The following is a 23,521-nucleotide window of genomic DNA, read 5'->3' as shown; positions in this document are numbered from 1 at the left end:
CGCGGTTCGCTCGCCTGCGATCCTGATCAGGCGGCGCGGCACTGCGCCGCGGCGATCGCCAGTGGCGGCTCTGCGTGGCCGAACAGATATCCCTGCCCCTGCGTGCAGCCTTCCTCGCGCAGATAATCGCGGTCGATCTCGTGCTCTATGCCCTCGGCGGTGACGGTCAGGCCCAGGCTGCGGCCCAGCCCGATGACGGCGCGGATCACGGCGCGCGAACTCGCCTCCTGGTGCAGGTTGAGGATGAACGACTTGTCGATCTTGATCTTGGTGAAAGGGTAGTTGAGCAAATAGCTCAGCGAGGAATAGCCGGTGCCGAAATCGTCCAGCGAGATGCCGATTCCGAAGGCGCGCAGGTTGCGGATGATGGCGGCCGGGCGTGGCCCCTTTTCCATCAGCACCGCTTCAGTGATCTCCAACTCCAGCCGCTCTGCGGCGAGGCCAGAGGTGGACAGGGCGTTGATGACTGTGCTCAGCAGGTTGCCGTTGCGGAACTGAAGCGGCGAGACGTTCACCGCGACGCGTACATGCGCCGGCCAGCGCATGGCCTCTGCGCATGCACTGCCCAGCACGAAGCGGCCGATCGGGTCTATCAGGCCCATCTCCTCGGCCAGGGGAACGAAGACATCGGGCGGCACCGCGCCGCGCTCCGGGTGGTTCCAGCGCAGCAGCGCCTCATAGCATTCGACCGCGCCGGTCTGCAGGTCGACGATCGGCTGGTAATGGACTTCGAGAGATCCCTGGCGGACTGCCGCGCGCAAGTCCTTCTCCAGCCGGTTCTTCTCCTGCGCGGCTGCATCCATGCCGGCTTCGAAGCCCCGGCAGGTTCCGCGCCGCTCACCCTTGGCGGCGTAAAGCGCAAGGTCTGCATACCGCATCAGCGTTTCGGCTTCGCGGGTGTCGTATGGAGAGGATGCGAAGCCGATAGTGGCGCCGATGTGGATCATGTGGCCCTGCACGAAGAACGGTTCGGAGAGCGTGGTGATGATCGACTTGGCGACCAATTCGGCCTGGGTCAGGCTGGAGCGGCGGAAGATCACCGCAAACTCGTCGCCGCCCACCCGGCACAGCAGGGCGTCTGGCGGGATCAGTTCGCGCATGCGCGTTGCGGTCTCGGTCAGCACGACGTCGCCGAAATGGTGGCCGTAAGTGTCGTTCACCGGCTTGAAATGATCGAGATCGACCAGCGCGAAGGTGATGGTTTCGGTGGAGCCGGCACGGTCCAGCAGGTCGCGCAGGTGTTCGCGGCAGTGGGCGCGGTTGGCAAGGCCTGTCAGTTCGTCGTGCCGCGCCATGTGGGCCATGCGCTGCTCGATGCGGCGGCGCTCTGTTACGTCGAAGATCGAGACGATGGTGCCGGCATGGTCCTCCAGCCCGGAGAGGCGGGTGGAGATAGCCGTGTCGACGCAAGTTCCATCCCTGCGCAGCATCTGCCAGCAGTCGTTGGCATCGGAATGGTCGGTGGCGAGCAGTTCGGAGGCATTTTGCCACAGGCTTGCGGGAAACAGAGCACGCGCGGGCAGGGAATCCATTTCGCCGGGGCCATAGCCGAGCAGGGCGTAGGCGGCCTCGTTGGCGGCGCGGACGCGGCCTGTCTCCTGATCGTAGACCAGCATCGGAAGGGGGTTGAGTTCGAACAGCAGACGGAACGTTTCTTCCTTCTGCTTGAGGTCGGTGATGTCGACACGGATACCGATCGTGCCGCCGCCTTCTATGCGGCGCTCCTCGATCATGATGCAGCGCCCGTTCGACAGACGCTGTTCGTGTCGCCGCCCCGGCTGGTGCAACTGGGCGATGCGGCTGGACAGCCATTGCTCTTCCTGTCCCGTCGCCTCGGGATAGTCGCCACGCTCGATGCCGATGCGCAAGGCATCGGCCAGCCTTACGCCGGGTTTCAGCAAGTCGGCGGACTTCTCGTAGATTTCGGCGTAGCGCTCGTTCCACAGGATGTAGCGGTCTTCCTCGTCGAGGAAGACGATGCCCTGCGGGATCGCCTCGATCGCCTCGCGAAGGCGCTTTTCGGCGAGTGAGGCAGCCTGCAGCGCGGTGTCTAGCGAAGGCATGGTCGTGTCATCGCCAATCGCGCCGGACTTCACCGTGTCCGCCTTCTCGTTATCAAGCCCCAAATACACGCAGATCCCCATCCGGTTTGGCCCAAGCTAAGACCAAGGAAGTTAATTTTTCCTGCATTGGTAAACGCCGGGGTGAGGAAAGATGAAGATATCTTTCAATATCATGAGAGCTGGACCGGCTTGTCTTCACGGCGCTGCTTCCCGCACTTTCAAACTGGGCGCGGCAGAGGGATGGCCGAAATAATAACCCTGGCCCTCGTCGCAGCCTTCCGCCTTCAGCACCCTGAGCTGCCCCTCAGTCTCGATTCCCTCGGCCAGCACAGGTATGTCGAGGCTGCGGCCCAGCGCCAGAACGGCGCGAATAATGGCGCGGGCTTGGGCGCTGCCTTCTGATTTCAGCAGGAACGACTTGTCGATCTTGATCTTGTCGAACGGGAACGACTGCAATGTGTCGAGGGAGGAATAGCCGGTGCCGAAGTCGTCAATGGCCACGCTGATGCCCATGGCCTTGATGAGGCGCAGGCAATGGAGCGCGCGCAGTTTATCGTGGATGATGGCGGTTTCGGTGATCTCCAGTTCGAGCCGGCGGGCAGGAAGGCCCGTCTCCACCAGAACGGAGCGGACCATTTCTACAAGATTGGGCTGAAGGAACTGTACGGGCGAAAGATTGACCGCGACCTTCTCCTCGCCCGGCCATGACCGGGCTTCATGGCAGGCCTCACGCAGCACCCATTCGCCCAGCGCGATGATCTCGCCAGTCTCCTCGGCGATGGGTATGAATTCGTCGGGCGATACCAGCCCCCGGCGGGGGTGCATCCAACGTAGCAGCGCCTCGTAGCCCGATACCGCGCCGGTGCGCAGCGAGTGCTGTGGCTGGTAGAGTACGCTCAACTGGCCATTCGCGCCGGCTTGGCGCAAGTCGTTGGCGAGCTGCCTGCGTTCGCGCGCTCTTTCGTCCATGCCCGTTTCGAAGAAGCAGATGCTTTCACCCAGTCTGGCCTTGGCGCGGTACATCGCGAGGTCGGCATTGTTGAGCAGGGTCTCGCGGGTGTCGCCGTGAAGCGGGTAAGTGGCGACACCCAAGCTGGCGCCAACGGTGAGTGGCTGTCCTTGATCGTCAACCGGCACAGTGATGCAGGCCCGGATTCGGGCGATGAAGTCGTTGAGCTGGCTGCGGCGGGTGAAGCGGATGGCGGCCGCGAATTCGTCGCCGCCGAGGCGGGCCAACGCCTCGCCTTCGCGGCGGGTGGCGCTGAAGCGCCCCGCCAGAACCTGTAGCAGGTGGTCGCCTGAGGCATGTCCGAACGTGTCGTTGATCTCCTTGAAGCGGTCGAGGTCGATGGCGAGCACTGCGACTTTCTCGTGCGCCAGCGTGGCATCGGCGATCATTGCGTCCACTTCCCGATTGAACTGGGCGCGGTTCGGCAGGCCGGTCAATGGGTCATGCATGGCCATGTGCGCGATCCGGGCTTCGGAACGGCGCTGCTGGGTGATGTCTTCAAATGTGGCGATCCAGCCGCCGTCGGGCAGCGCACGCTCGCTGATCGCCAGTACCAGGTCGTTGCTGACATCGAGATGCCATGAAGGACGGTCGCCCGAAGTGCTGGCACGCAGGACGGACTTGCGGATCTTATCGAGCGTCTGAACCGGGTGGTACTCCGCCGCCAAGTAGCCGGCATAGACCAGTTCGGTAAGGGTGGTTCCGGCTTGGCAGCGCTCTTCCGGGATTGCCCAGACCCGGTAAAAGGCGCGGTTGGCGAAGATCAGGCGCTCTTGTGAGTCGAACATGCACAGGCCCTGGCTCATGTGTTCCAGTGCGGTGTCGAGCTGGTGTGACTTTTCGGCCAGCGCGTCCTGCGCCGTCTTGATCTCGGTGATGTCGCGGGTGATGAGCGAATAACCGATGGGTGCGCCGTCCTCGTCGCACAGTTTCTCGATCGTGCCGTGCGCCCAGAAATGCGACCCGTCGCTGCGGGTGCAAAGCCACTGCCCCTTGGAGATGCCCAGAGCATCTGCCTCGGCGATGGCGAGTGCGGGGCGGCCCGCAGCGCGGTCCTCGGCTGTAAAGAAGCGCGCGAAGGGCAGGCCCAGCGCCTCGGCATCGTCATAGCCGATTAGCGAGCGGCCGCCCGCGTTCCACTGCGCAACATGCGCGCTGAGGTCGAGCATGCAGATCGCGTAATCGGACGTGCCCCTGACCAACTGTGCAAACTGGCGCTCGGCCAGCAACCGTGCGGCGTGGGCGCGCTGGCGCAATTGGTGCGCAAACGTACTGATCGCCACCACCGCCAGCGAGCCGACGCACAGCCATGCGGCCAGTTCCTCCTGCGGTATCGAGAGCCCCTGGTCGGAGAGGTGCGACGGAATGAAGGTCAGCGCGGCTGTGCCGCAATAGTGAAGGGCCTGCGCAGCCATCGTTACCAATCCGGCTGCCGCGAGAATATGAGTTAAACCTCGCGCGCGCAGGGCGATGAAAAGTCCGGGATAGAACAGGATTGCCGGCAAGACGACCGAAGCCGCCACAAGATGCCAATCCCAGCTTAGCATTGCGGGAACTTCCAGCGCCGCCATGCCGGTGTAGTGCATTGCCGCCAGCCCCGCGCTCAGCAGCAGTGCGGCGGGGACGAGGCCGACCTTCGATCGCGACTGTACTGCCAGATAGAGCGCGGCCTGTGCTCCGGTAATGCCGACGACCAGCGAAACGGCAGTCAGCCACGGCGAATAGGAATGATGGTGGCGGGTATCGAAGCCCAAAGACGAGATGAAGTGTGCTGCCCAACATCCGAAGCCGAGTATGAGGCCGGCCAGCAGGTAGCCACCGCTGCGCTTGCGGCCGCGCGCCTGGTAGAGGAGGGACATGGCCTTACCGCCAGCCAGGGCGCAGGCAAGGATTGCCAGCACGACCATCTCCGGCCGATGCTGGTCTCTCGCGCAGAGGAGGACCTGAAAGAAGTGTTCGGCGCCTGTTTGGCTCATGACGAAATTGTAACGCGGCAATCTTTAATGTGGCTTAAATCGTTTGTACCGGATCGGCAGACAAGCTGGTCCGAATCGGTTCTAATCTAGCGAAATGGCCCGCCGCACATGGTGCGACGGGCCAAGCTTTCCTCCCCAGGAAAACTAATGCTTCAGCGGCGCGCGGCGCTGCCGAGGCGATGATAGAGATTGGAGTACGTGGACGAGATCGGATCATCCTCGTGCGCCTTGAGGTAGAACAGGACAGCTTCCTGAAGGAGTTTGAAGTCCTGGTTCGAAAGCACCGCGCGGGCGCGGGCCGGTTCGGTCGTCATGGTGGTCATGGTCATTCCTTTCCTTGCTTTGCGGGGAGCTTCCCCAAGTCACCCGGAGACTGTCTCCGGGCGTTCGTCTCAACCTGTTACGCGGCGAACTGATTCATCGTGTTGTGCGTGCCGCCCGCCTTCAGGGCAGCCTCGCCGGCGAAGTATTCCTTGTGGTCATCACCCATGTCGGAGCCCGCCATGTTCTGGTGCTTCACGCAGGCGATGCCCTGGCGGATTTCCTGACGTTGCACGCCCTTGACGTAACCCAGCATGCCGGCGTCCCCGAAGTATTCCTTCGCAAGATTGTCGGTCGACAACGCCGCGGTGTGGTAAGTCGGCAGGGTGATGAGGTGGTGAAAGATCCCTGCCTCGCGTGCCGAGTCCTTCTGGAAGGTACGGATGCGCTCGTCGGCTTCGTCCGCCAGTTCGGTGCCGTCATAGTCGATGCTCATCAGGCGGGCCCGATCGAAAGCCGAGACGTCCTTGCCCGCCGTTTCCCAGGCGTCATGAACCTGCTGGCGGAAATTGAGCGTCCAGTTGAAGCTGGGCGAGTTGTTGTAGACCAGCTTGGCATTCGGGATCACCTCGCGGATGCGGCTGACCATGCCGCCGATCTGGCCGATGTGCGGCTTCTCAGTTTCGATCCACAGCAGGTCCGCGCCGTTTTCAAGAGCGTGGATGCAATCGAGCACGCAGCGGTCCTCACCGGTGCCGGGGCGGAACTGGAACAGGTTGCTGGCCAGGCGCCTGGGCTTGAGCAGCTTGCCGTCGCGGCTGATCAAAACGTCGCCGTGGCCGATCGCGGACACTTCCTCGCAGTCGAGGTACGAGTTGTACTGGTCGCCGATGTCGCCGGCTTCGCTGGTGACGGCGATCTGCTTGGTCAGGCCGGCGCCGAGTGAGTCGGTGCGGGCAACTATCAGGCCCTCGTCCACGCCCAGTTCCATGAAGGCGTAGCGCACCGCGCGGATCTTCGCGATGAAGTCCTCGTGCGGAACCGTGACCTTGCCGTCCTGGTGGCCGCACTGCTTCTCGTCCGAAACCTGGTTCTCGATCTGGATGCAGCAGGCGCCCGCCTCGATGAACTTCTTGGCGAGCAGGTACGTCGCCTCGGCATTGCCGAACCCGGCGTCGATATCGGCGACGATGGGGACGACATGCGTTTCATACGTGTCGAGCGCGTGTTCCAGGCGCTTGGCTTCCATTTCGTCGCCGCTTTCGCGGGCCTTGTCGAGGTCGCGGAACATCATGCCCATCTCGCGCGCATCGGCTTGGCGCAGGAAGGTGTAGAGTTCCTCGATCAGTGCGGGGACCGAAGTCTTCTCGTGCATCGACTGGTCGGGCAGGGGGCCGAACTCGCTGCGCAGGGCGGCGACCATCCAGCCCGACAGGTACAGGTAACGGCGCTTGGTTGTGCCGAAGTGCTTCTTGATGGAAATCATTTTCTGCTGACCGATGAACCCGTGCCAGCAGCCCAGCGACTGGGTGTAGTTGGCGGGGTCCTGGTCATAGGCGGCCATGTCCTCACGCATGATGCGCGCGGTGTAGCGGGCGATGTCGAGGCCGGTCTGGAACCGGTTCTGCATGCGCATGCGGGCGACCGTTTCCGGCTCGATCCCGTTCCAGTGGGCTTCGGCGCCGATGGCCTTTCCGGCTTCGATGATCTTGCTCTGGTAGGTCACGATGGAGGGTCCTCTCGCGGAAGGATGTTTCGTTCGATGACCTTCAGCTAGTCGCAAATTTAGCGAGCCGGAATGGCTTGCAAGGTGCTGTTGTCAATCTTTACAGATTTTCCTTGTAAAGTTGTGCTGTCCTGACAGGGTGGGGCGGTAATGGCAGAAAACCGTCCCTTATACCTTGGTCCAAGGCTGCGCCGCCTGCGCCGGGAACTTGGCCTTACCCAGCAAGCTATGGCGGGCGATCTCGAGATTTCGCCCAGCTACGTCGCGCTGATCGAGCGCAATCAGCGGCCCGTCACGGCTGACATGCTGCTGCGTCTGGCGCGCACCTACCGGCTCGATATCGCGGACATCGCCGGGGACGATGGAGAGGACTACGCCCGCCGCCTGAACAAAGTGCTGCGCGATCCCATCTTCGCCGATATCGACCTGCCTGCGCTGGAAGTCGCAGATCTTGCCACCAGCTTCCCCGGCGTGTCCGAGGCGCTGCTGCGGCTGCACCAGGCCTATACGCGCGAGGCGCAGGCACTGGCCGAACAGCGCGCCGCCGGGCCGCGCGCGGACGAGAACGAACCGGTGCGTGAGGCTCAGCGTTTTCTTGCCAGCGCGCGCAATTACTTCCACGTGCTGGACCAACGCGCCGAGGAACTTGCGGCAGAGATCGACAAGGCCGGCGGGGCCACCGCGTGGCTGGCCGAGAAGGGTGTGCGCGTGCGCTTCCTGCCGCCAGAGGTGTTGATGGAATCGCTGCGCCGGTTCGACCGGCACAACCAGCAGCTGCTGATCGCCGATACGCTCGACAGCGCCAGCCGCATGTTCCAGATCGCCACGCACATAGCCCACACCGCGCTTCGTGCCGAAATCAAGCAGTCGATTCGCACCGAGAGTTTTACCAGCCGCACCACTGCCACGCTGCTGTTGCGCGCGCTGGCGGGCTATGCAGCTGCCGCGATCGTCATGCCCTATGGCCGCTTTGCCCGCGCGGTGGAACAACGCGGCTATGATATCGACGCGCTTTGTGCGCTGTTTGGCGCCAGTTTCGAGCAGGTCGCCCACCGCCTCACTACGCTTCAGCGCCCCGGCGAGGAGCGCGTCGGCTTCTTCTTCATCCGGGTGGACGAGGCGGGCAACGTGTCCAAACGCCTCGACGGCGCGGGTTTTCCCTTTGCCGCGCATGGGGGAGGGTGCCCCTTGTGGAGCGTCCACCAGGTCTTTCGCCGTCCCGGCGAAATCGCGACGCAGTGGCTGGAATTGCCGGGCGGCGAGCGCTTCTTCTCGATCGCCCGCACTGTCACCGGCGGGGCTGCTGGGTACGGCGCGCCCCGCGTGGTTCGCGCCGTCGCGCTGGCCTGTGCAGCCGAACATGCGGGACGGCTGGTTTACGCCGCCAAAGTCGATCCGGTAAGCGCGCCGACCACGCCGATCGGCGTTACCTGCCGTTTGTGCCAGCGTGCCGAATGCACAGCTCGGTCGGTCCCGCCAATCGGCCGTGATGTGCTGGCCGACGACTATCGTCGGGCTGCGCAGCCCTACACGTTCGCGGAAAGTTGATCCGAGCCCCCGCTTTGAAAAAATAGGGAGATGGCGGTTCGCCGGGCTGAAGGAGAGTTCACTCTACCCCGCAACCAAACCCACCGCTGGCATCACCGGCCCGTAAATTTCGGGGGCCGCTTCTCTTTTAGAGCCTGGATGCCCTCCAGGTGGTCCGCGCTGCGTACCGACACGCTTTCATAGGCAATGCCTGCGTCCATCAGCGCAGTCGCCAGCCGCTTGAGCTCGATGTTGGTGAGAATCTTGGTCGCGCGAATAGCGCCCGTCGCGCCGCCCAGCAGCCTGGCACAGAAGGCGTCGACCCGTGCGTCGAGTTCTTCCAGCGGGACGCAGTGGTTGATCAGGCCGATCTCGGCTGCCTTGCTCGCGGTGAGCAGGTCGCCGGTCAGCAGGTATTCTTTGGCGCGGGTCAGGCCGATGCGCTGGGCCCAGATCACCGCGCCGCCATCCCCGGCCACAAGGCCGAGGCCCACATGCGGGTCCCCGATCTTCGCCCCTTCGGCTGCGAAAATCACGTCGCACAGCAGGGCCAGCGTTGCGCCAAGCCCCACCGCATGGCCGTTCAACCGGCATACCACCGGCTTGTCGATGTCGAGCAGGGTCGAGACGATGCGCTTGGCGACGCGCGTCTCGTGGTCGAACAGGTGCGGGTTCCTGGCATTGCGCTCGATATGGCCAAGGTCGCCCCCGGCGGAGAACGCGCGGCCTGCGCCGGTCAGCAAGATGACGTCGGAGCCGGTGTCGACCTGCGCGAACCACATCGCCTCGGCGAGGTCATCGTGCAGCGCCAGGTTTATCGCGTTCAGCGCCTCGGGCCGGCTAAGTGTCATGCGCAGCAGCCGTCCTTCGCGAGCCATGGTGATGGTGCTCAAAACGGGCAGTGCGGGCACGGTTTCGGTCATTGCGGCGGGTTTTCCTCTCTTGCGGTTCACCTCATAGGCAGACGGCCTTGCAAGGGCACACGAAAACGCGACGGCAAGTGTAATCCTTCGCTCCGGCGAAACCTGCATCCGCAGGCTTGTCCGGCGTTGCCAAAGTCCGCGAAGTCCGATCTATCCCCGTGTTGAACGCATGCGCAGCAGCGCGGCATCACGGATGAGAGGAATAGCTACGATGACGCAGTTCGACGAGACTTTCGACTGGGTGGTCGTGGGCAGCGGTGCAGGTTCGATGGCCTCGGCGCTGCTGATGAAGCAGGCGGGCAAGTCGGCCGTCATCCTCGAAAAGGCGCCGTGGGTGGGCGGCACCACCTGCAAGTCGGGCGGGGTGATGTGGATACCCGGCAACCGTTTCATGGACCCGGGCGAGGATAGCCTCGAAAAGGCCTGCCAGTATCTCGACGCAGTGGTTCCCGATGGGCCGGATTCGCCGGGCACCAGTCCCGCGCGCCGCCGTGCATACGCGGTCGAAGCGCCGAAGATGCTCGACTTCATCGTGGCGCAAGGCGTGAGGATGGAACGCGGATCTACCTTCTGGCCTGACTATTACGACGAGCTTCCCGGCGGCGTGAAGACCAGCCGCACCGTCACCGCGCTGCCATTCGACAAGAACCAGCTCGGCAAGGAATGGGCGCCGAAGCTGCGACAGGGCTTCCTCGAAGTGCCCGTCCGGCTCGACGACGGGATGAAGCTGCCGTTCATGAGACATTCCTGGGCGATCAAGCGGCTGTTCTTCAAGATCGCGCTCAAGGTCGTCGCCGGCAAGCTGACCGGCAAGCACTGGGTCACCGCCGGAGCAGCGCTGCAGGGGCGGATGCTCAAGGCGGTGCTGGAGAAGGAGGCGGCGCAGATCCGCACCGACTCTCCCGTCAGCGAAGTCATCATGGACGGCGACCGGGCGGTGGGTGTCGTCACCGTCCGGGACGGCCGGCCCTGGCGTGTCGGCGCGAAGCTGGGCGTGCTGATGAATGCAGGCGGTTTTTCGATGAACCAGGCCATGCGCGATCAGCACATGCCCGGCACGCATTCAAAGTGGTCCAACGGGATCGAGAGCGATACCGGCGACATGCATGTAGAACTGGCCGCAAAGGGCGCGCAGCTGGCGCAGATGGACCAGATGGTGGGCTTCCAGATGACCGAGGCGCCCGGCTGGGACACCGACTACGTCAAGCCCGGCACCCAGAGCACGACCGGCAAACCCCACGCCATCCAGGTCGACCAGACCGGGGTGCGGTACATGAACGAGGGCGGTTCCTACGAGGAGTTCTGCGAGAACATGCTGGTGCGCAATCGCACCGTTCCCGCGATCCCCAGCTGGGCGATCATGGACCAGCAGTACATGGACGAATATGCCGTCGCCGGCAGGGGCACTGCCAAGAAGAATATGGCCCAGTGGGTTGCTTCGGGCTGGATGCGCCGGGCCGACACCGTCGAGGCCCTGGGCGCGTTGATCGACGTGCCCGCCGATGCGCTCAAGGACACCGTGGAGCGCTGGAACGGCTTCGTGCGCGGCGGGCGGGACGAGGATTTCCAGCGCGGCGTGCGCGCTTATGACAACTGGCTGGGCGACCCCTTTTTCAAGGACGGGCCGAACCAGTGCATGGGCACGATCGAGAAAGGACCGTTTTACGCCATCCCCATCGTTCCCGGCGACGTGGGCACTTATGGCGGCGTGGTCTGCGACTGCGATTCGCGCGTATTGCGTGAGGACGGCTCGGTGATCGCGGGGCTCTATGCCTGCGGCGTCACCACCGCCTCGCCGATGGGCCGCGTCTACCCTGGCGCCGGGGCGAGCGTGGGGCCGTCGATGACCTTCGGTTGGATCGCGGCGAAGCACGCTGCGGGGCTGGGCAACCAGCTGGCCTGATCGCGGCGGGAAGGACGCTGCGCATGGCCTGTCACGCGAGGGCCATGCGCCAACCCATTCGACATTCCCGCACCATCCCGCTAAGGGCGCGCGCATTATGCAGGAAAACGACCGCGATCTTCTGCCCGAGGGACTGGGCGACCGACTTCCGCAGCAGGCATGGGCCTCGCAGGCCGTGCGCCGCGCCGCGCACGACGTACTTGCAAGCCACGGCTATACGCGGGTCGAGACGCCTGTGCTCGAATTCGAGAAGGCGCTGGCCAGCCGTATGGCCGGTGTGCAGGTGCGCCGCATGTTCCGCTTCATGGACCCGGTTTCGCTGCGCACCCTCGCGCTGCGTTCGGACATCACCGCGCAAGTGGCACGCATTGCCGCGACCGGCCTGGCACAGGCGCCGCGCCCGCTGCGGCTTTCCTATTCCGGGCAGGTTGTCACCGTGAAGGGCGACGGCCTCGACCCCGCGCGTGAGCGGTTGCAGCTGGGCGCCGAACTGATCGGCACCGATTCGATCGACGCCGTAGCCGAGATCGTCGAACTGGCCATCGAAACCCTCCGGGCCGCGGGTGCCACCGGCGTTTCGGTCGACTTCACGCTGCCCGACCTCGTCGACACCCTGAGCGCCGAGGCCCTGCCGCTTCCCGCCGCGAACATCGAGGCGGTGCGCCGGATGCTCGATTCCAAGGATGCAGGTGGGCTGGTCGACGCTGGCGGCGAGACGTACCTGCCGCTGCTCTATGCGGTCGGTCCGTTCGACGCCGCGATCGAGAGGCTTGCGGCTTTCGACGTGGACGGCGTTCTGGCCAGCCGCATCGCCGGACTGCGCGCTATCGCCGCGCGTGTGAGCGACAAGGCCCGCCTGACGCTGGACCCGTCCGAACGGCATGGCTTCGAATACCAGTCATGGCTGGGCTTCACGATCTATGCGGACGGTATCCCCGGCAGCATGGGGCGCGGCGGTACATACGCGATTCTCGGCGGCGCGGGGCTAGATCCCGAGCCGGCCACCGGCTTCTCGCTCTATCCCGATCGGCTGATCGACGTGCTCGTCTCGGGCAGCAGCGAGGAACGCAAGCTATTCCTCCCGCTCGGGCACGACCGCGAAGTGGCGGCGCGCCAGCGGGCGATCGGCTGGATCACCGTGGCGGCTTTGAGCGAGGGCGATGACGCCGTCGCACTGGGCTGCTCGCACCGCCTCGAAAGCGGCGAGGCACTGGAAATCTGACTGCTGCCGTCCCGGACCCGTTCCGGGACGGCCAAGCTGGGTCTTGACTACCCCGCCGCCTACGCCTTAGGGCGCGGGGCGAAAAGCCGGGGCACAATGCCCCATCAACTCATCCGTTTCGCCGAGTCCTGTCGAAGGGCGTCACCGGATCCGCCTGGGCAGGGTGGAGGAGCATATCCATGGCCAACGTAACCGTGATCGGCGCCCAGTGGGGCGATGAGGGCAAAGGCAAGATCGTCGACTGGCTGGCAAGCCGCGCCGACGCCGTCGTCCGCTTCCAGGGCGGCCATAACGCCGGCCACACGCTTGTCGTGGGCGAACAGGTCTACAAACTGAGCCTGCTGCCCTCGGGCATCGTCACCGGCACGCTGTCGATCATCGGCAACGGCGTGGTGCTCGATCCCTGGCACCTCAAGTCCGAAGTCGAGAAGCTGCGCGGGCAGGGCGTCGAGATCAATTCCGACAACTTCGCCATCGCCGATAACTGCCCGCTGATCCTGCCCGTCCACCGCGAGCTGGATGGCCTGCGCGAAGCGGCAGCCGGCGCCGGCAAGATTGGCACCACGGGCCGGGGTATCGGCCCGGCTTACGAGGACAAGGTCGGCCGCCGCGCGCTGCGCGTCTGCGATCTGGCCCATCTCGACTCGATGGAGCCGCAGCTCGACCGTCTCTGCGCTCATCACGACGCCCTGCGCGCCGGTTTCGGCCAGCCGCCGATCGACCGCGAGGCCCTGCTCAACGAACTGCGCGAGATCGCGCCTTTCGTGCTTCAGTTTGCCGAGCCGGTGTGGCGCCGCCTGAACAAGGTCAAGAAGGCCGGTGCGCGCATCCTGTTCGAAGGTGCGCAGGGCGTCCTGCTCGACGTCGACCACGGCACCTATCCCTTCGTCACAAGCTCGAACACGGTTTCGGGCACGGCGGCCAGCGGTTCGGGCCTTGGCCCTTCGGCGACCGGCTTCGTGCTGGGCATCGTCAAGGCTTACACCACCCGCGTGGGTTCCGGTCCGTTCCCGACCGAACTGGAAGACGAGACCGGGCAGCGCCTGGGTGAGCGTGGCCATGAATTCGGCACCGTCACCGGGCGCAAGCGCCGCTGCGGCTGGTTCGACGCGGTACTGACGCGCCAGTCCTGCGCGATCTCGGGCGTTACCGGCATTGCGCTGACCAAGCTCGATGTCCTCGACGGGTTCGAGAAGGTGAAGATCTGCACCGGCTACCGTCTGCGCGGCAAGGTGATGGATTACTACCCCAGCCACGCCGCCGACCAGGCTGCGGTAGAGCCGATCTACGAAGAAATGGACGGCTGGCAGGGCACCACCGCAGGGGCACGTTCGTGGGCCGACCTTCCGGCACAGGCGATCAAGTACATCCAGCGCGTACAGGAACTGATCGAAACCCCGGTCGCGCTGGTTTCCACCAGCCCCGAGCGCGAGGATACCATCCTCGTGCGCGATCCTTTCGCGGACTGACGGCGATGCGGGGCGCACTTCGGTTTGCCCCGTTGCTGCTGCTTTTTGGCATCGCTGCGGCCGAGGCACAGGCCCCGCCGCAGCCCCTGCCGCGGCCTTTGCCTGAAATTGACCTGATCCGTGTGCGCAAGGCGGCGCGGATCATGGAACTTTACGCGGACGAGCGCCTCGTGCACGTCATCGAACATATCCAGCTCGGCGATGAGCCGGTCGGCCCAAAACGCTTCGAAGGCGATGAGCGCACCCCAGAGGGACGCTACGCGATCGATTGGGCCAATCCGCAGAGCGCTTACCACCTCTCGCTCCACATTTCGTATCCCAGCGCGGCCGACCGCGCCTATGCCGCTTCGCATGGCCGCTCTGCCGGAGGGATGATCATGATCCACGGCCAGCCCAATTCGTGGACTCAAGGCCGCGTGCCCGGCGACTGGACCGACGGGTGCATCGCGGTTTCGGACGACGAGATCGAGGCTTTGTGGGAGGCAGTCGCTGATGGCACCCCGATCGAGATCTTGCCTTAGAATGCAACCGACCCACGGGCGTAGATCGAGCCCGCGCGATGGAAGCTGGCACTCTTCTGCATCGGACGGCTTGCACAAATTGCACTTTCCGGCATTGCTTGTTTGTAAAACGCAAGAAAGCCCATGTTGTCGAAGGATAGTTAGGAGCCTAACTAACCGCTTCCATGACTGATCGAATCACCCTTGCCCATGAACTCGCCACGCAGCTGAGCCCGGTTTCGCGCGCGTGGTTGCAGCTTGCCGACCGCATTCTCGGCTCGCTGGCGATTTCCAATTCTGCGGGATGGGCGCTCGTGCATCTCGAACGGCTCGGAAAGGGCGCGCGGCAGGGCGATCTTGCCCGTGCGATCGGTATCACCGAAGCCTCACTGGTGCGGACCATGCAACAGTTGGAGCGTGGCGGTCTGGTCGAACGTCGCCCCGATGAGGAAGATCGCCGCGCCAATCGCCTGCATCTGACGGCGGAAGGCAAGAAGCTGGCCGGCGAGGCGGAAAAGCGCCTGATCGAACTGCGCATCGAACTTCTCGAAGGCATTCCCGACGCGCAGCTCGAAGGAGCGGTGCGCCTGCTCGGCATCGTGGCCGAACGTGCGGCCGAAATGCGGAGCCGGGCATGAACGCCGCGCTCTTCAACCGCTGGGGCATTCCTGCTGCAGTCTTCTCGCTCAAGGCGCTCGCGGCGGCCATTCTGGCGACCTACATTTCCTTCTCGATCGGGTTGGAGCGCCCTTACTGGGCCTTCCTCACCTCCTACATCGTCGCGGCGCCGCTGGCGGGCGCGGTGATCTCGAAAGCCTTGTTCCGCGTCATCGGGACGTTCGTCGGCGCCGCTATGGCGGTGATAATGGTGCCGCCGCTTTCGCATAGCCCGGAACTGCTGACGCTGGCTATTGCATCGTGGCTGGCGCTCTGCGTCTTCGTCTCGCTGCTTGAGCGCACCCCGCGCGGCTACGCTTTCGTGCTGGCCGGCTATACCGCCGTGCTGATCGTGCTGCCGGCAGTGAACACCCCTGGCGAAATCTTCACCGACGCTTCGCTGCGGGTGCAGGAAATCACCATCGGCATCCTGTGTTCCAGCCTGATGCACGGCGTCGTGTTCCCCAATTCGGTCTCCACGTTCCTGTTGGGCCGCGTTGCCATGATGCTGCGCGATGCCGAACGGTGGAGCCGCGATTCCCTCGAACTGGAACCGGACGCGGCCGTCGAGGCGGAACGCCGCCGCCTGGCGCAGGACGTTACCGAACTGCACAACCTGTCCATCCATCTGCCATACGAAACCAGCCGCCCCGCTCCGCGCGTGCGGACGGTGCGGGCGTTGCAGGACCAGCTATCGCTGCTCATGCCGCTGGGCGCTGCCGTGGCGGACCGCGTCGCTGCCCTGCGTGAGCGCGGGGGGCTTGCCGACTCCGCTGTGGCCCTGCTTGCCGATACCCGCGCCTGGCTTGATGCGATCGAGGGCCCACGGGAAGATCGCGAAGCGGCAGCCCAAGATCTCAAAGCCCGCTGCCTGGCGCTGGAACCCGAAGTGAGCGCCCGGTCCAACTGGGACGACCTGCTCCAGCTCAGCCTCGGCTCGCGTCTTTCCAGCCTGATCGACGCCCATCTCGACTGCCGCGACCTTGCCGAGCAGCTCGGCACGCTCGATCGCAAGCCGGTGTCCTTGCGTATTCCGCGCCTGCTCGAAGGCCGGCGCAACCGCGAAGTGCACCGCGACGTCGCCGGCGCACTGCGCGGCGCGGCAGGGGCTGCGGTCACCATCATTCTGGGCAGCGTGCTGTGGATCGGCAGCGGCTGGAGCGATGGCGCCACCGCCGTGATGCTTTCAGGTGTGTTCCTCGCGTTGTTCTCGGCGATGGACAATCCGGTGCTGCCACTGCGCCTGTTCTTCTGGGGCACCCTGATCGCGACGATCATCGGGTTCATCTATGCCTTCATGATCCTGCCCAGGGTGACCGGCTTCCCGGAACTGGCTCTGACCCTTGCCCCGGCGCTGTTGGTGCTGGGCTCGCTGATGCATTCGCCGCGCTTTGCCGGGGTGGCGTTGCCCGCGCTGTTGGGCATGGGCAGCCCTTTCATCATCGCCGTGAAGTACAACGACAATTTCGTCAGCTTTGCCAACGGCGCGCTGGCCCAGCTTACCGGGACGCTGTTCGCGATCGTCATGGCGCGTCTGTTGCAGACCGCCGGGCTGAAGAGCGCTATCCGCCGCACCCTGCGCGCAGGGTGGCGCGACATCGCCGAGCGCAGCAACGTGATGGGCCCGCCCGATGTGCGCGGCTGGATCAACCGGATGCTCGACCGCATCGCGGTGCTTTCCCCCCGTCTGGTGCTGAGCGGCAAGCAGCCGGGCGAGCCCCTTTACGACGTGCTGCGGGATCTTCGCACTGGCGTCGCCATCGGTGAGCTGCGCCAATTGCGCCTCGATCTTCCGGCAGCGCGCACCGGCACACTCACCAGCGTGCTGGCCGAAGTCGGCGCCTACTACCGCCGCCTGGAGCCGGAGGAACGCGCCCCTGCCGATCCCGAACTGCTGGGCGATATCGACAAGGCGCTCATCCTGTTCGTGGCCGATGAGGATCGCTCCGTGCGCCGCCAGGCCGCGCTCGCGCTCGTATCCCTGCGCCGTAACCTGTTCCCAGACGCCGCCGCGCTGAAAGGCCTGCCATGAACGGCGAAATATCCATTGGGGGCGTTTACATGCCCACCATCCTGCTGCTCGCGGTGATCGCCTCGGTGCTGACGATGATTCTTCTGCGCTTCATCAACGTCTCGGGCCTTTATCGCTTCGTCGCCTATCGCGCCCTTGTGGACCTGTGCATCTACATCATGGTCCTCGGCGCGCTTTCCCTTCTTGCCCCCCACATCGGTCTCCATCCATGAAGAACCTGCTTCCCGCGATCGGCCGTAGCGCCGCCACCATCGTCATCGTCGTCCTGGCCGCGTTCATCGCGTTCTGGATGTGGAACCACTACGAGCGCAGCCCCTGGACCCGCGACGGCCGCGTGCGCGCCGACGTGGTGCGGGTAACCCCCGACATCGGCGGCCTCGTCACATCCGTGGCGGTGCATGACAACCAGACGGTGAAGGCGGGCGACCTCCTCTTCGTGATCGACCGTCCGCGCTATACCCTTGCCGTCGAACAGGCGCAGGCTTCCGTGGCGAGCGCCAAAGCGACGCTGGGGCAGGCGGGCCGCGAATCCGCACGCGATCTGGCGCTGGGCGACCTGGTCGCCACCGAATCGCACGAGCAGAACGTCGCCCGCGTCGCCACGGCCCGCGCGGCGCTGGCCGAAGCGGAGAGTGCGCTTGACGGCGCCAAACTCAACCTTTCGCGCACGCAGGTCCATGCCTCGGTCAACGGCACCGTTACCAACCTGGACCTGCACCCTGGCGATTATCTTGCCGCAGGCAGTCAGGCGATGGCTCTGGTCGACGACGATTCGATCCGCGTCGAAGGCTATTTCGAGGAAACCAAGCTGCCGATGATCCACGTTGGTGCCCCTGTCACTGTCCACCTCATGGGCGAGGGGCAGGCGCTGAAAGGCCGGGTCGAAAGCATCGCGGCGGGCATCAATGACGATAGCCGCAGCGATTCGGGCAATCTCCTTCCCAACGTCGCGGCGACCTTCTCGTGGGTGCGCCTTGCCCAACGCATCCCGGTGCGCGTGAAGCTGACGCATGTTGCCAAGGACGTGCGGCTGATCCTGGGCCGCACCGCAACAGTGACCGTGGAGCATCCCGCTCCGGCGACCAGGCCGGCGGCGCAGGGAGCCAAGTGATGACCGTCTCGCGCTTCCTCTCGGCCGCGGCGATGGCGCTCGCTTTGTCAGCCTGCGCAACGGCCGGACCGGACTATCACCCCCCCGAACAGTCCGTGGCCACCGCGCCTTCCGCGCAGGGAGAGTTCGTCTCGGGCAATGACGCGGCTTTCACACAAGCCCCGCTGCCCGATCGCTGGTGGAGCCTTTACGATGATCCGCGCCTAGATGCGCTGGTCGAGCAGGCACTCACCGCCAACGCGGATCTGCGCGCCGCCGACGCCAACCTCGAACGCGCCGAAGCGGTAGTGCGCGAGGCGGAAGGCGGGCGGGCGCTGACGACTTCGGTGTCCGGCGCGATAGACGTGTCACGTCAAGCGCAGACCGGCAGGCCGCTGCCGGGCATCATTACTGACAATCTCGGGCTGGCGCTCAGCTATCCGCTCGACCTGCGCGGCAAGCTGCGCCGGGCCATTGAGGCAAGCGAGGACGACCGCGCCGCCGTGGAAGCCGCGCGCGACGCCGTGCGAGTGAGCGTGGCCGGTGCGGCAACGAAGGCTTACGCCGATGTCTGCGCCGCCAATTACCAGTTGAGCGTGACCCGCAAGGTCGTGCAGCTGCAACGCCAGACCCTCGACGCGACGCGCCGCCTGCAACGCGGCGGACGCGGCACCGCCTTCGATGTCAGCCGCGCTGCCGCCGCCGTCGATGCCAGTGCCGCCGCCCTGCCGGCCTTCGCGGCAACGCGCCAGAACGGACTCTACCTGCTCGCTACGCTGCTTGGCCGCCCCCCGGCGGAGTACCCGCGCGAAGTAGCGGACTGCGCAGCGCTGCCCCGATTGGCCGGAGCGCTTCCGGTCGAGGACGGCGCTGCATTGATCCGCCGCCGCGCCGATATCCGCCAGGCCGAACGGACCATCGCAGGCGATACCGCGCGCATCGGCGTCGCCGTTGCCGACCTCTATCCGCAAGTCAGCCTCGGTTCGTCGCTCGGCCTGTCCGGCCCGCTGGAGAATATCGGCAAAGGCAGCAGCTTCGGGTTCAGCCTCGGCCCGCTGCTCAGCTGGTCGTTTCCCAACCGGCCGGTCGTTCACGCCCGGATCGATCAGGCCGACGCAAAAGTCCGCGCCGATATCGCGACGTTCGACAGCACGGTGCTAAATGCCCTCCGCGAGGCGGAAAGCGCGATGGAAACCTACGCCCGCGGCCGCGATCGTGCAGCGGCGCTGGGCCGTGCGAGGGATAGCGCGGAGATTTCGGCAGGACAGGCAGGCAAGCTGTTCCGCTTCGGACGCGGCGGGTTCCTCGACCTGCTGAGCGCACAGGGTAGCCTTGCCTCAGCGGAAGTCAGTCACGCGGCGGCGCAGGCGGCTGTGGTGGATGACCAGATTGCGGTGTTTCTGACGCTTGGCGGTGGGTGGCAGCGATAGTTGAAGGGGCAGACCTGGGGTCATTGCCCCAGACCCCGGTACTGTCGAGGTCACGCGCGCAAGGACAGGATCGAAGGCGGCTTCGCCGCAACAACTTTGCCCATTGCGCGTCACTGCTGCGCGGGCAGCGAGACAGACAAGGGGTCCGGGGCAATGGCCCCAGGTCTTCCCTCAGACTTCAATCCTTAGAAATCGACGGCAACCCCGTTGCGCACCCAATCCCCATACCGGGTGGGCGAAAGACCGTCCGGGTCTTCACCATCCTTGAATTGCGCCGGCTTGGGCGCTGGCTCGTTCGTCCAGTGGTTCGGCTTCGAGAAGCCTTCGGGACGCTGGGTTGCGCGCTTGGTCATACTTGTCATGTGGCGACGCTGGCGGAAAAACGCAATCCGGTATAGGGGCCCGCGATGGACATTCCCGGCCTTCCGGCGCGCCGTGCCGCGCTTCACCTTATCGATGCCGTTCTGCGCAGGGGCGAAACGCTCGACCAGGCGGCGGGCGGTGCCCTCGCCAAAGTGCGCGGTGACGCCGACCGGGCGCTTGCCCGCGCCATTGCCGGCGAGGCGCTGCGCTGGCGGCAGGATCTGGACGAGCTGATAGACTCGGCCACCAAGATGGCTTTGGCAGACGACGCCAAGGCCCGCGCCGTGCTGCAGATAATGCTGGCGCAGGTGCTGCGGCTGGAGACACCGCCGCATGCGGTGATCGCCACTGGCCTGCCGCTGCTCATGGGCGGCCCGCGGCGTCTGGCCCACGGCGTCTTCTCCACCCTGATGAAGCGCGAGGCCAGGCTGCCTGCCGTCCCAACGCTGCCCGAAGCGGCCGCGACGCGCTGGGGCGAGCGGGCCGATGCCATCGCCGCCGGTCTGGTGGAGCCGCCGCAGCTAGATATCGCCCTGCGTAATCCTGCGGAGACCGCCGAATGGGCAGAGCGCATGGGCGGCGTCTCGCTGATGCCCGGGCACCTTCGCCTCCCGCGCGGTTCGGCGATCGACCTGCTGCCGGGTTTCCGGGACGGCGCCTGGTGGGTGCAGGATCTCGCCGCCAGCCTGCCCGCCAGGCTGCTGGGCGCGGGCGAGGGGCCAAATGGCAAAGGGCGCGTTCTTGACCTTTGCGCTGCGCCCGGCGGCAAGACCATGCAGCTTGCAGCGCAAGGCTGGCAGGTCACCGCGCTGGACAACGCCAAGCGTCGCCTTGAGCGCCTGGGCGACAACCTCAAGCGCACCATGCTCGAAGCCGAAGTGGTGCTGGCCGACGCGCTGACGTGGGAGCCGGAGGAGAAGTTCGACGCGATCCTGCTCGACGCTCCCTGCACCGCAACCGGCACCGCCCGCCGCCATCCCGACGTCCTGCACCGCATCTCCCCGCGCCAGATCGACGAGATGGTGGAGCTTCAGGCGAAACTCCTCGAACGCGCGGCGGGCTGGCTCAAGCCGGGCGGACGGCTGATCTATGCCGTGTGCTCACTGGAAGCGGCAGAGGGCGAGGAGCAGGCTGCTCCGGCAGGCCTGACGGTGCTGCCGATCGAGGCATCTGAACTGCCAGAGGGTCTAGCGCCTACCGCTGATGGGTTCCTGCGCACCGATCCGGGGATGCTGGCTGAGGTCGGCGGGCTGGACGGGTTCTTCGTGGCGCGCTGGGTCAAGGATTAAGGGCAAGACCTGGGACCATTGCCCCAGACCCCGGTATTGTCGAGGCTGCGCGTGCGGCTTCGTTTTTGTGCGCATTGCGATGACGTAACCGCGCCGCAGGCTTTGTTTTCCAGCGTATGCGTCAGGTGACGTCGAGGAGGGAAGGCGGCTTTGCCGCAAGCAAACCTCGAAGTGAGCGCACTACAAAGCTGCGCGCGCCACGACGACGATAATGGGGGGGCAGGGGGGGCTATGCTCCCCTGCTTCTACTCTTAACTTACCCTGCAACAACCTTGCGCCGGCGCCAGAACGCCAGCCCGCCCAGCACCGCAGCGAACAGCGCAACCACGCCCGGCTCCGGCACCGCAGTGCTGCCGCCCGACGAAGAACCGCCCGAACTGGTCGAGGTGCCCGGATCGCTGGGTGCGGTATAGCCGCCGGTGTAGGTTCCGATATGCATCTCGCCGTTCTGGACGAGGCTGCCGAACACGGCCGAGCCCTGGATGTAGTTCCCGGTCGTCGCCGCGGCGCCCGGAGCGAGTACGGAGCCGCCCCATGCGGTGGTCAGCGACAGGTCCTTGGCATCGGGGAAGTTCCAGATGACGTGTTCGCCCAAATTCTGGGTGCCGCCGAGGAAGTTATCGTTCAGCGTGATCGATGCGCCCGAGACGTTGACGATCGCGGTGTCGGCGCCGTTGAGGTTGAACTTGATCTCGCCGATCTTGTCGAGGTCGGCGGACGAGATGTTGAACACGGCCACGCCGCTGGAATCGGGCTGGGCGTTGAAAGTGCCGGTGTTGCCGGTGATGGTCAGCGCGCTGTTCGACGCCTGCGTGCTCATGTTGTGGCTGAGGCTGGTCATCGAGGTTTCGATGAGGCTCTTCTGCTGGGTGAGGTTCTGGCTGAACGAAGGGTCGCTGGCGGCGAGTCCCGAGGTTACCGTGTTCTGGTTGACGTTGGTATTGCTGATCGATCCGCCGACCAGCACCGTCTGCGCCGCTCCATTGAGGTTGAGGCCGCTGTTGACGCTGCCGCCGACCACGGCGCCGGAGCCGTTGTTGAGGTTCTTCGATCCGCCGTTCACATCGCCCACCACGGTCAGGCCGGGGGTGCCGGTGCTGGAGGCGGCGATGGGCTGGATCTGGTAGTTCGAAGAATTGCCGGTCAGGTTACCGCCGACGAACGTGCGGCCCTCGACTTCGGAAGAGGAGGTGAGGTCGCCCAGCACCACGAGGTTCCATGTCCGCAGCACGTCGGTTCCGGCGATCATCGCGGAATCGGCCAGCACCGGGCTGGCGGCGAGCGCGGCGGCTATGGCGGCCAAGGACAGCGAAACGGTACGGAAGTGGGCCACGGGCGGTTTCTCTATTGATGGTTGAGCTGAAAAACTCCGTATAGTTACTGGGACTTTTGGAAAGTTCGACTTTCCCGCTGTCCCTTGGTGGAACAGCGGGAAAGTCATCTGTGATGTCGTTCAGAATGTACGGACGATTAGGCCTGGGCCTTGTCAGCCTTTGACCTTGTTCTGGAAGCTCTTGCGCAGCTTCATCAGCTTGGGCGGGATCACAGCCATGCAGTACGGGTTGCGCTGGCCTTCGCCGTCCCAGTATTCCTGATGATAGTCTTCGGCGGGATACCACGGCGCGGGGCCTTCGATGGTGGTCACCGCCTTTTCGCCCGGATGCTCGCCGTTCCAGCGGGCGATTGCCGCTTGCGCCTCTTGCGTCTGCGCCTCGTCCAGCGGGAAGATCGCCGAGCGGTACTGGGTGCCCACGTCATTGCCCTGACGGTTGAGCTGCGAAGGATCATGCGTGCCGAGGAACACGTCGAATATTTCGGGCAGCGAGATCACGGCGGGGTCGAATTCCACCATGATTGCCTCGGCGTGCCCGGTCGAGCCTGAGCATACTGCCTTGTAGGTCGGGTTCTCGACGCTGCCGCCGATATAGCCGCTTTCCACCTTGTTCACGCCGACCACGTCGCGGAACACTGCCTCGGTGCACCAGAAGCACCCACCAGCTACGATTGCCGTTTCCATCTCTATCTCTGTCCTCAATTCGAAGCACTGGCCCGCTAGATAGGTACGCCGGTGCCGCTTGTCA

19 protein-coding genes are annotated in these 23,521 nt (G+C 65.1%); 11 read left to right on the top strand and 8 right to left on the bottom strand.

The genetic code is table 11. The features are described 5' to 3' along the window. Positions 1 to 26 precede the first annotated feature (26 nt). The 4 genes from V474_RS06880 to V474_RS06870 all read right to left on the bottom strand — a co-directional run bounded on the left by V474_RS06880 (position 27) and on the right by V474_RS06870 (position 7,035). Positions 27 to 2,132 (bottom strand): putative bifunctional diguanylate cyclase/phosphodiesterase, encoded by a 2,106-nt coding sequence (locus V474_RS06880; protein WP_059150833.1) that lies wholly within the window; start codon positions 2,130 to 2,132, stop codon positions 27 to 29. A gap of 126 nt (positions 2,133 to 2,258) precedes the next feature. Then, on the bottom strand, positions 2,259 to 5,048 hold the full coding sequence (locus V474_RS06875; RefSeq protein ID WP_059150832.1) for a bifunctional diguanylate cyclase/phosphodiesterase: 2,790 nt from the start codon (positions 5,046 to 5,048) through the stop codon (positions 2,259 to 2,261). A 152-nt stretch (positions 5,049 to 5,200) separates the two neighbouring features. Beyond that, positions 5,201 to 5,371, bottom strand: a complete 171-nt coding sequence (locus V474_RS26115; protein WP_169795014.1) for a hypothetical protein — start codon at positions 5,369 to 5,371, stop codon at positions 5,201 to 5,203. A 77-nt stretch (positions 5,372 to 5,448) separates the two neighbouring features. Continuing rightward, positions 5,449 to 7,035, bottom strand: a complete 1,587-nt coding sequence (locus V474_RS06870; protein ID WP_059150684.1) for an isocitrate lyase — start codon at positions 7,033 to 7,035, stop codon at positions 5,449 to 5,451. 150 nt (positions 7,036 to 7,185) lie between these two features. On the opposite strand from V474_RS06870, the gene V474_RS06865 reads away from it, so the two are divergent. Next, a complete protein-coding gene (locus V474_RS06865) occupies positions 7,186 to 8,583 on the top strand; it encodes a helix-turn-helix domain-containing protein (RefSeq protein ID WP_059150683.1) in 1,398 nt (465 codons plus the stop codon). A 92-nt stretch (positions 8,584 to 8,675) separates the two neighbouring features. On the opposite strand, the gene V474_RS06860 is transcribed toward V474_RS06865, so the two are convergent. After that, positions 8,676 to 9,485 carry an enoyl-CoA hydratase/isomerase family protein gene (locus V474_RS06860; RefSeq protein ID WP_059150682.1) on the bottom strand — a complete coding sequence of 270 codons (810 nt, stop codon included), beginning with the start codon at positions 9,483 to 9,485 and terminating at the stop codon, positions 8,676 to 8,678. Between the two features lie 211 nt (positions 9,486 to 9,696). Here V474_RS06860 and V474_RS06855 point away from each other — a divergent pair, with 211 nt between their 5' ends. The 9 genes from V474_RS06855 to V474_RS06815 all read left to right on the top strand — a co-directional run bounded on the left by V474_RS06855 (position 9,697) and on the right by V474_RS06815 (position 19,788). Then, positions 9,697 to 11,388 (top strand): FAD-binding protein, encoded by a 1,692-nt coding sequence (locus V474_RS06855; protein WP_059150681.1) that lies wholly within the window; start codon positions 9,697 to 9,699, stop codon positions 11,386 to 11,388. Between the two features lie 97 nt (positions 11,389 to 11,485). Next, entirely contained in the window at positions 11,486 to 12,610 is a 1,125-nt protein-coding gene (locus V474_RS06850; RefSeq protein ID WP_059150680.1) for an ATP phosphoribosyltransferase regulatory subunit, read from the top strand. A 179-nt stretch (positions 12,611 to 12,789) separates the two neighbouring features. After that, on the top strand, positions 12,790 to 14,079 hold the full coding sequence (locus tag V474_RS06845) for an adenylosuccinate synthase (protein ID WP_043970859.1): 1,290 nt from the start codon (positions 12,790 to 12,792) through the stop codon (positions 14,077 to 14,079). A 5-nt stretch (positions 14,080 to 14,084) separates the two neighbouring features. Continuing rightward, positions 14,085 to 14,600 carry a L,D-transpeptidase family protein gene (locus V474_RS06840; protein ID WP_059150679.1) on the top strand — a complete coding sequence of 172 codons (516 nt, stop codon included), beginning with the start codon at positions 14,085 to 14,087 and terminating at the stop codon, positions 14,598 to 14,600. Between the two features lie 164 nt (positions 14,601 to 14,764). Then, positions 14,765 to 15,217: a MarR family winged helix-turn-helix transcriptional regulator gene (locus V474_RS06835; protein ID WP_059150678.1), complete on the top strand. Its 453-nt coding sequence runs from the start codon at positions 14,765 to 14,767 to the stop codon at positions 15,215 to 15,217. Further along, the gene (locus V474_RS06830) at positions 15,214 to 17,268 is read left to right on the top strand and encodes an FUSC family protein (RefSeq protein ID WP_059150677.1); all 2,055 of its coding nucleotides are present in this window, start codon (positions 15,214 to 15,216) and stop codon (positions 17,266 to 17,268) included. Before V474_RS06835 ends, V474_RS06830 begins: the two co-directional genes overlap by 4 nt. Further along, a complete protein-coding gene (locus tag V474_RS06825) occupies positions 17,265 to 17,480 on the top strand; it encodes a DUF1656 domain-containing protein (RefSeq protein WP_059150676.1) in 216 nt (71 codons plus the stop codon). The genes V474_RS06830 and V474_RS06825 overlap by 4 nt, the downstream gene beginning before the upstream one ends. Then, the gene (locus V474_RS06820; protein WP_059150675.1) at positions 17,477 to 18,379 is read left to right on the top strand and encodes an efflux RND transporter periplasmic adaptor subunit; all 903 of its coding nucleotides are present in this window, start codon (positions 17,477 to 17,479) and stop codon (positions 18,377 to 18,379) included. Before V474_RS06825 ends, V474_RS06820 begins: the two co-directional genes overlap by 4 nt. Beyond that, a complete protein-coding gene (locus V474_RS06815; protein ID WP_201785995.1) occupies positions 18,379 to 19,788 on the top strand; it encodes an efflux transporter outer membrane subunit in 1,410 nt (469 codons plus the stop codon). The genes V474_RS06820 and V474_RS06815 overlap by 1 nt, the downstream gene beginning before the upstream one ends. A 185-nt stretch (positions 19,789 to 19,973) precedes the next feature. Here the strand turns inward: V474_RS06815 and V474_RS24815 are convergent, their stop codons facing one another. Beyond that, positions 19,974 to 20,141 (bottom strand): DUF1674 domain-containing protein, encoded by a 168-nt coding sequence (locus V474_RS24815; protein ID WP_082699614.1) that lies wholly within the window; start codon positions 20,139 to 20,141, stop codon positions 19,974 to 19,976. A 54-nt stretch (positions 20,142 to 20,195) separates the two neighbouring features. Between V474_RS24815 and V474_RS06810 the strand changes: the two genes are divergently transcribed. Next, positions 20,196 to 21,440 (top strand): RsmB/NOP family class I SAM-dependent RNA methyltransferase, encoded by a 1,245-nt coding sequence (locus V474_RS06810; protein ID WP_059150674.1) that lies wholly within the window; start codon positions 20,196 to 20,198, stop codon positions 21,438 to 21,440. Between the two features lie 256 nt (positions 21,441 to 21,696). Here V474_RS06810 and V474_RS06805 read toward each other — a convergent pair whose 3' ends face one another. Together V474_RS06805 and msrA are read right to left on the bottom strand one after the other, a co-directional pair. Continuing rightward, positions 21,697 to 22,773 carry a choice-of-anchor A family protein gene (locus tag V474_RS06805; RefSeq protein ID WP_059150673.1) on the bottom strand — a complete coding sequence of 359 codons (1,077 nt, stop codon included), beginning with the start codon at positions 22,771 to 22,773 and terminating at the stop codon, positions 21,697 to 21,699. A gap of 153 nt (positions 22,774 to 22,926) precedes the next feature. Further along, on the bottom strand, positions 22,927 to 23,457 hold the full coding sequence (msrA, locus tag V474_RS06800) for a peptide-methionine (S)-S-oxide reductase MsrA (protein WP_059150672.1): 531 nt from the start codon (positions 23,455 to 23,457) through the stop codon (positions 22,927 to 22,929). Between the last annotated feature and the right edge of the window lie 64 nt (positions 23,458 to 23,521).

This window comes from Novosphingobium barchaimii LL02 (assembly GCF_001046635.1).
GTDB lineage: Bacteria > Pseudomonadota > Alphaproteobacteria > Sphingomonadales > Sphingomonadaceae > Novosphingobium > Novosphingobium barchaimii.
Note: the sequence above shows the minus strand (reverse complement) of the source record. Positions and strands in the feature narration are given on the sequence as shown.

What these genes read in the sequence shown, in the direction of transcription:
- V474_RS06860 (WP_059150682.1), bottom strand. Translation starts at nt 9,485, where the DNA reads ATGACCGAAACCGTGCCCGCACTGCCCGTTTTGAGCACCATCACCATG.
- V474_RS06835 (WP_059150678.1), top strand. Translation starts at nt 14,765, where the DNA reads ATGACTGATCGAATCACCCTTGCCCATGAACTCGCCACGCAGCTGAGC.
- V474_RS26115 (WP_169795014.1), bottom strand. Translation starts at nt 5,371, where the DNA reads ATGACCACCATGACGACCGAACCGGCCCGCGCCCGCGCGGTGCTTTCG.
- V474_RS06865 (WP_059150683.1), top strand. Translation starts at nt 7,186, where the DNA reads ATGGCAGAAAACCGTCCCTTATACCTTGGTCCAAGGCTGCGCCGCCTG.
- V474_RS06820 (WP_059150675.1), top strand. Translation starts at nt 17,477, where the DNA reads ATGAAGAACCTGCTTCCCGCGATCGGCCGTAGCGCCGCCACCATCGTC.
- V474_RS06875 (WP_059150832.1), bottom strand. Translation starts at nt 5,048, where the DNA reads ATGAGCCAAACAGGCGCCGAACACTTCTTTCAGGTCCTCCTCTGCGCG.
- V474_RS06815 (WP_201785995.1), top strand. Translation starts at nt 18,379, where the DNA reads ATGACCGTCTCGCGCTTCCTCTCGGCCGCGGCGATGGCGCTCGCTTTG.
- V474_RS06840 (WP_059150679.1), top strand. Translation starts at nt 14,085, where the DNA reads ATGCGGGGCGCACTTCGGTTTGCCCCGTTGCTGCTGCTTTTTGGCATC.
- msrA (WP_059150672.1), bottom strand. Translation starts at nt 23,457, where the DNA reads ATGGAAACGGCAATCGTAGCTGGTGGGTGCTTCTGGTGCACCGAGGCA.
- V474_RS06810 (WP_059150674.1), top strand. Translation starts at nt 20,196, where the DNA reads ATGGACATTCCCGGCCTTCCGGCGCGCCGTGCCGCGCTTCACCTTATC.
- V474_RS06845 (WP_043970859.1), top strand. Translation starts at nt 12,790, where the DNA reads ATGGCCAACGTAACCGTGATCGGCGCCCAGTGGGGCGATGAGGGCAAA.
- V474_RS24815 (WP_082699614.1), bottom strand. Translation starts at nt 20,141, where the DNA reads ATGACCAAGCGCGCAACCCAGCGTCCCGAAGGCTTCTCGAAGCCGAAC.
- V474_RS06825 (WP_059150676.1), top strand. Translation starts at nt 17,265, where the DNA reads ATGAACGGCGAAATATCCATTGGGGGCGTTTACATGCCCACCATCCTG.
- V474_RS06850 (WP_059150680.1), top strand. Translation starts at nt 11,486, where the DNA reads ATGCAGGAAAACGACCGCGATCTTCTGCCCGAGGGACTGGGCGACCGA.
- V474_RS06830 (WP_059150677.1), top strand. Translation starts at nt 15,214, where the DNA reads ATGAACGCCGCGCTCTTCAACCGCTGGGGCATTCCTGCTGCAGTCTTC.
- V474_RS06855 (WP_059150681.1), top strand. Translation starts at nt 9,697, where the DNA reads ATGACGCAGTTCGACGAGACTTTCGACTGGGTGGTCGTGGGCAGCGGT.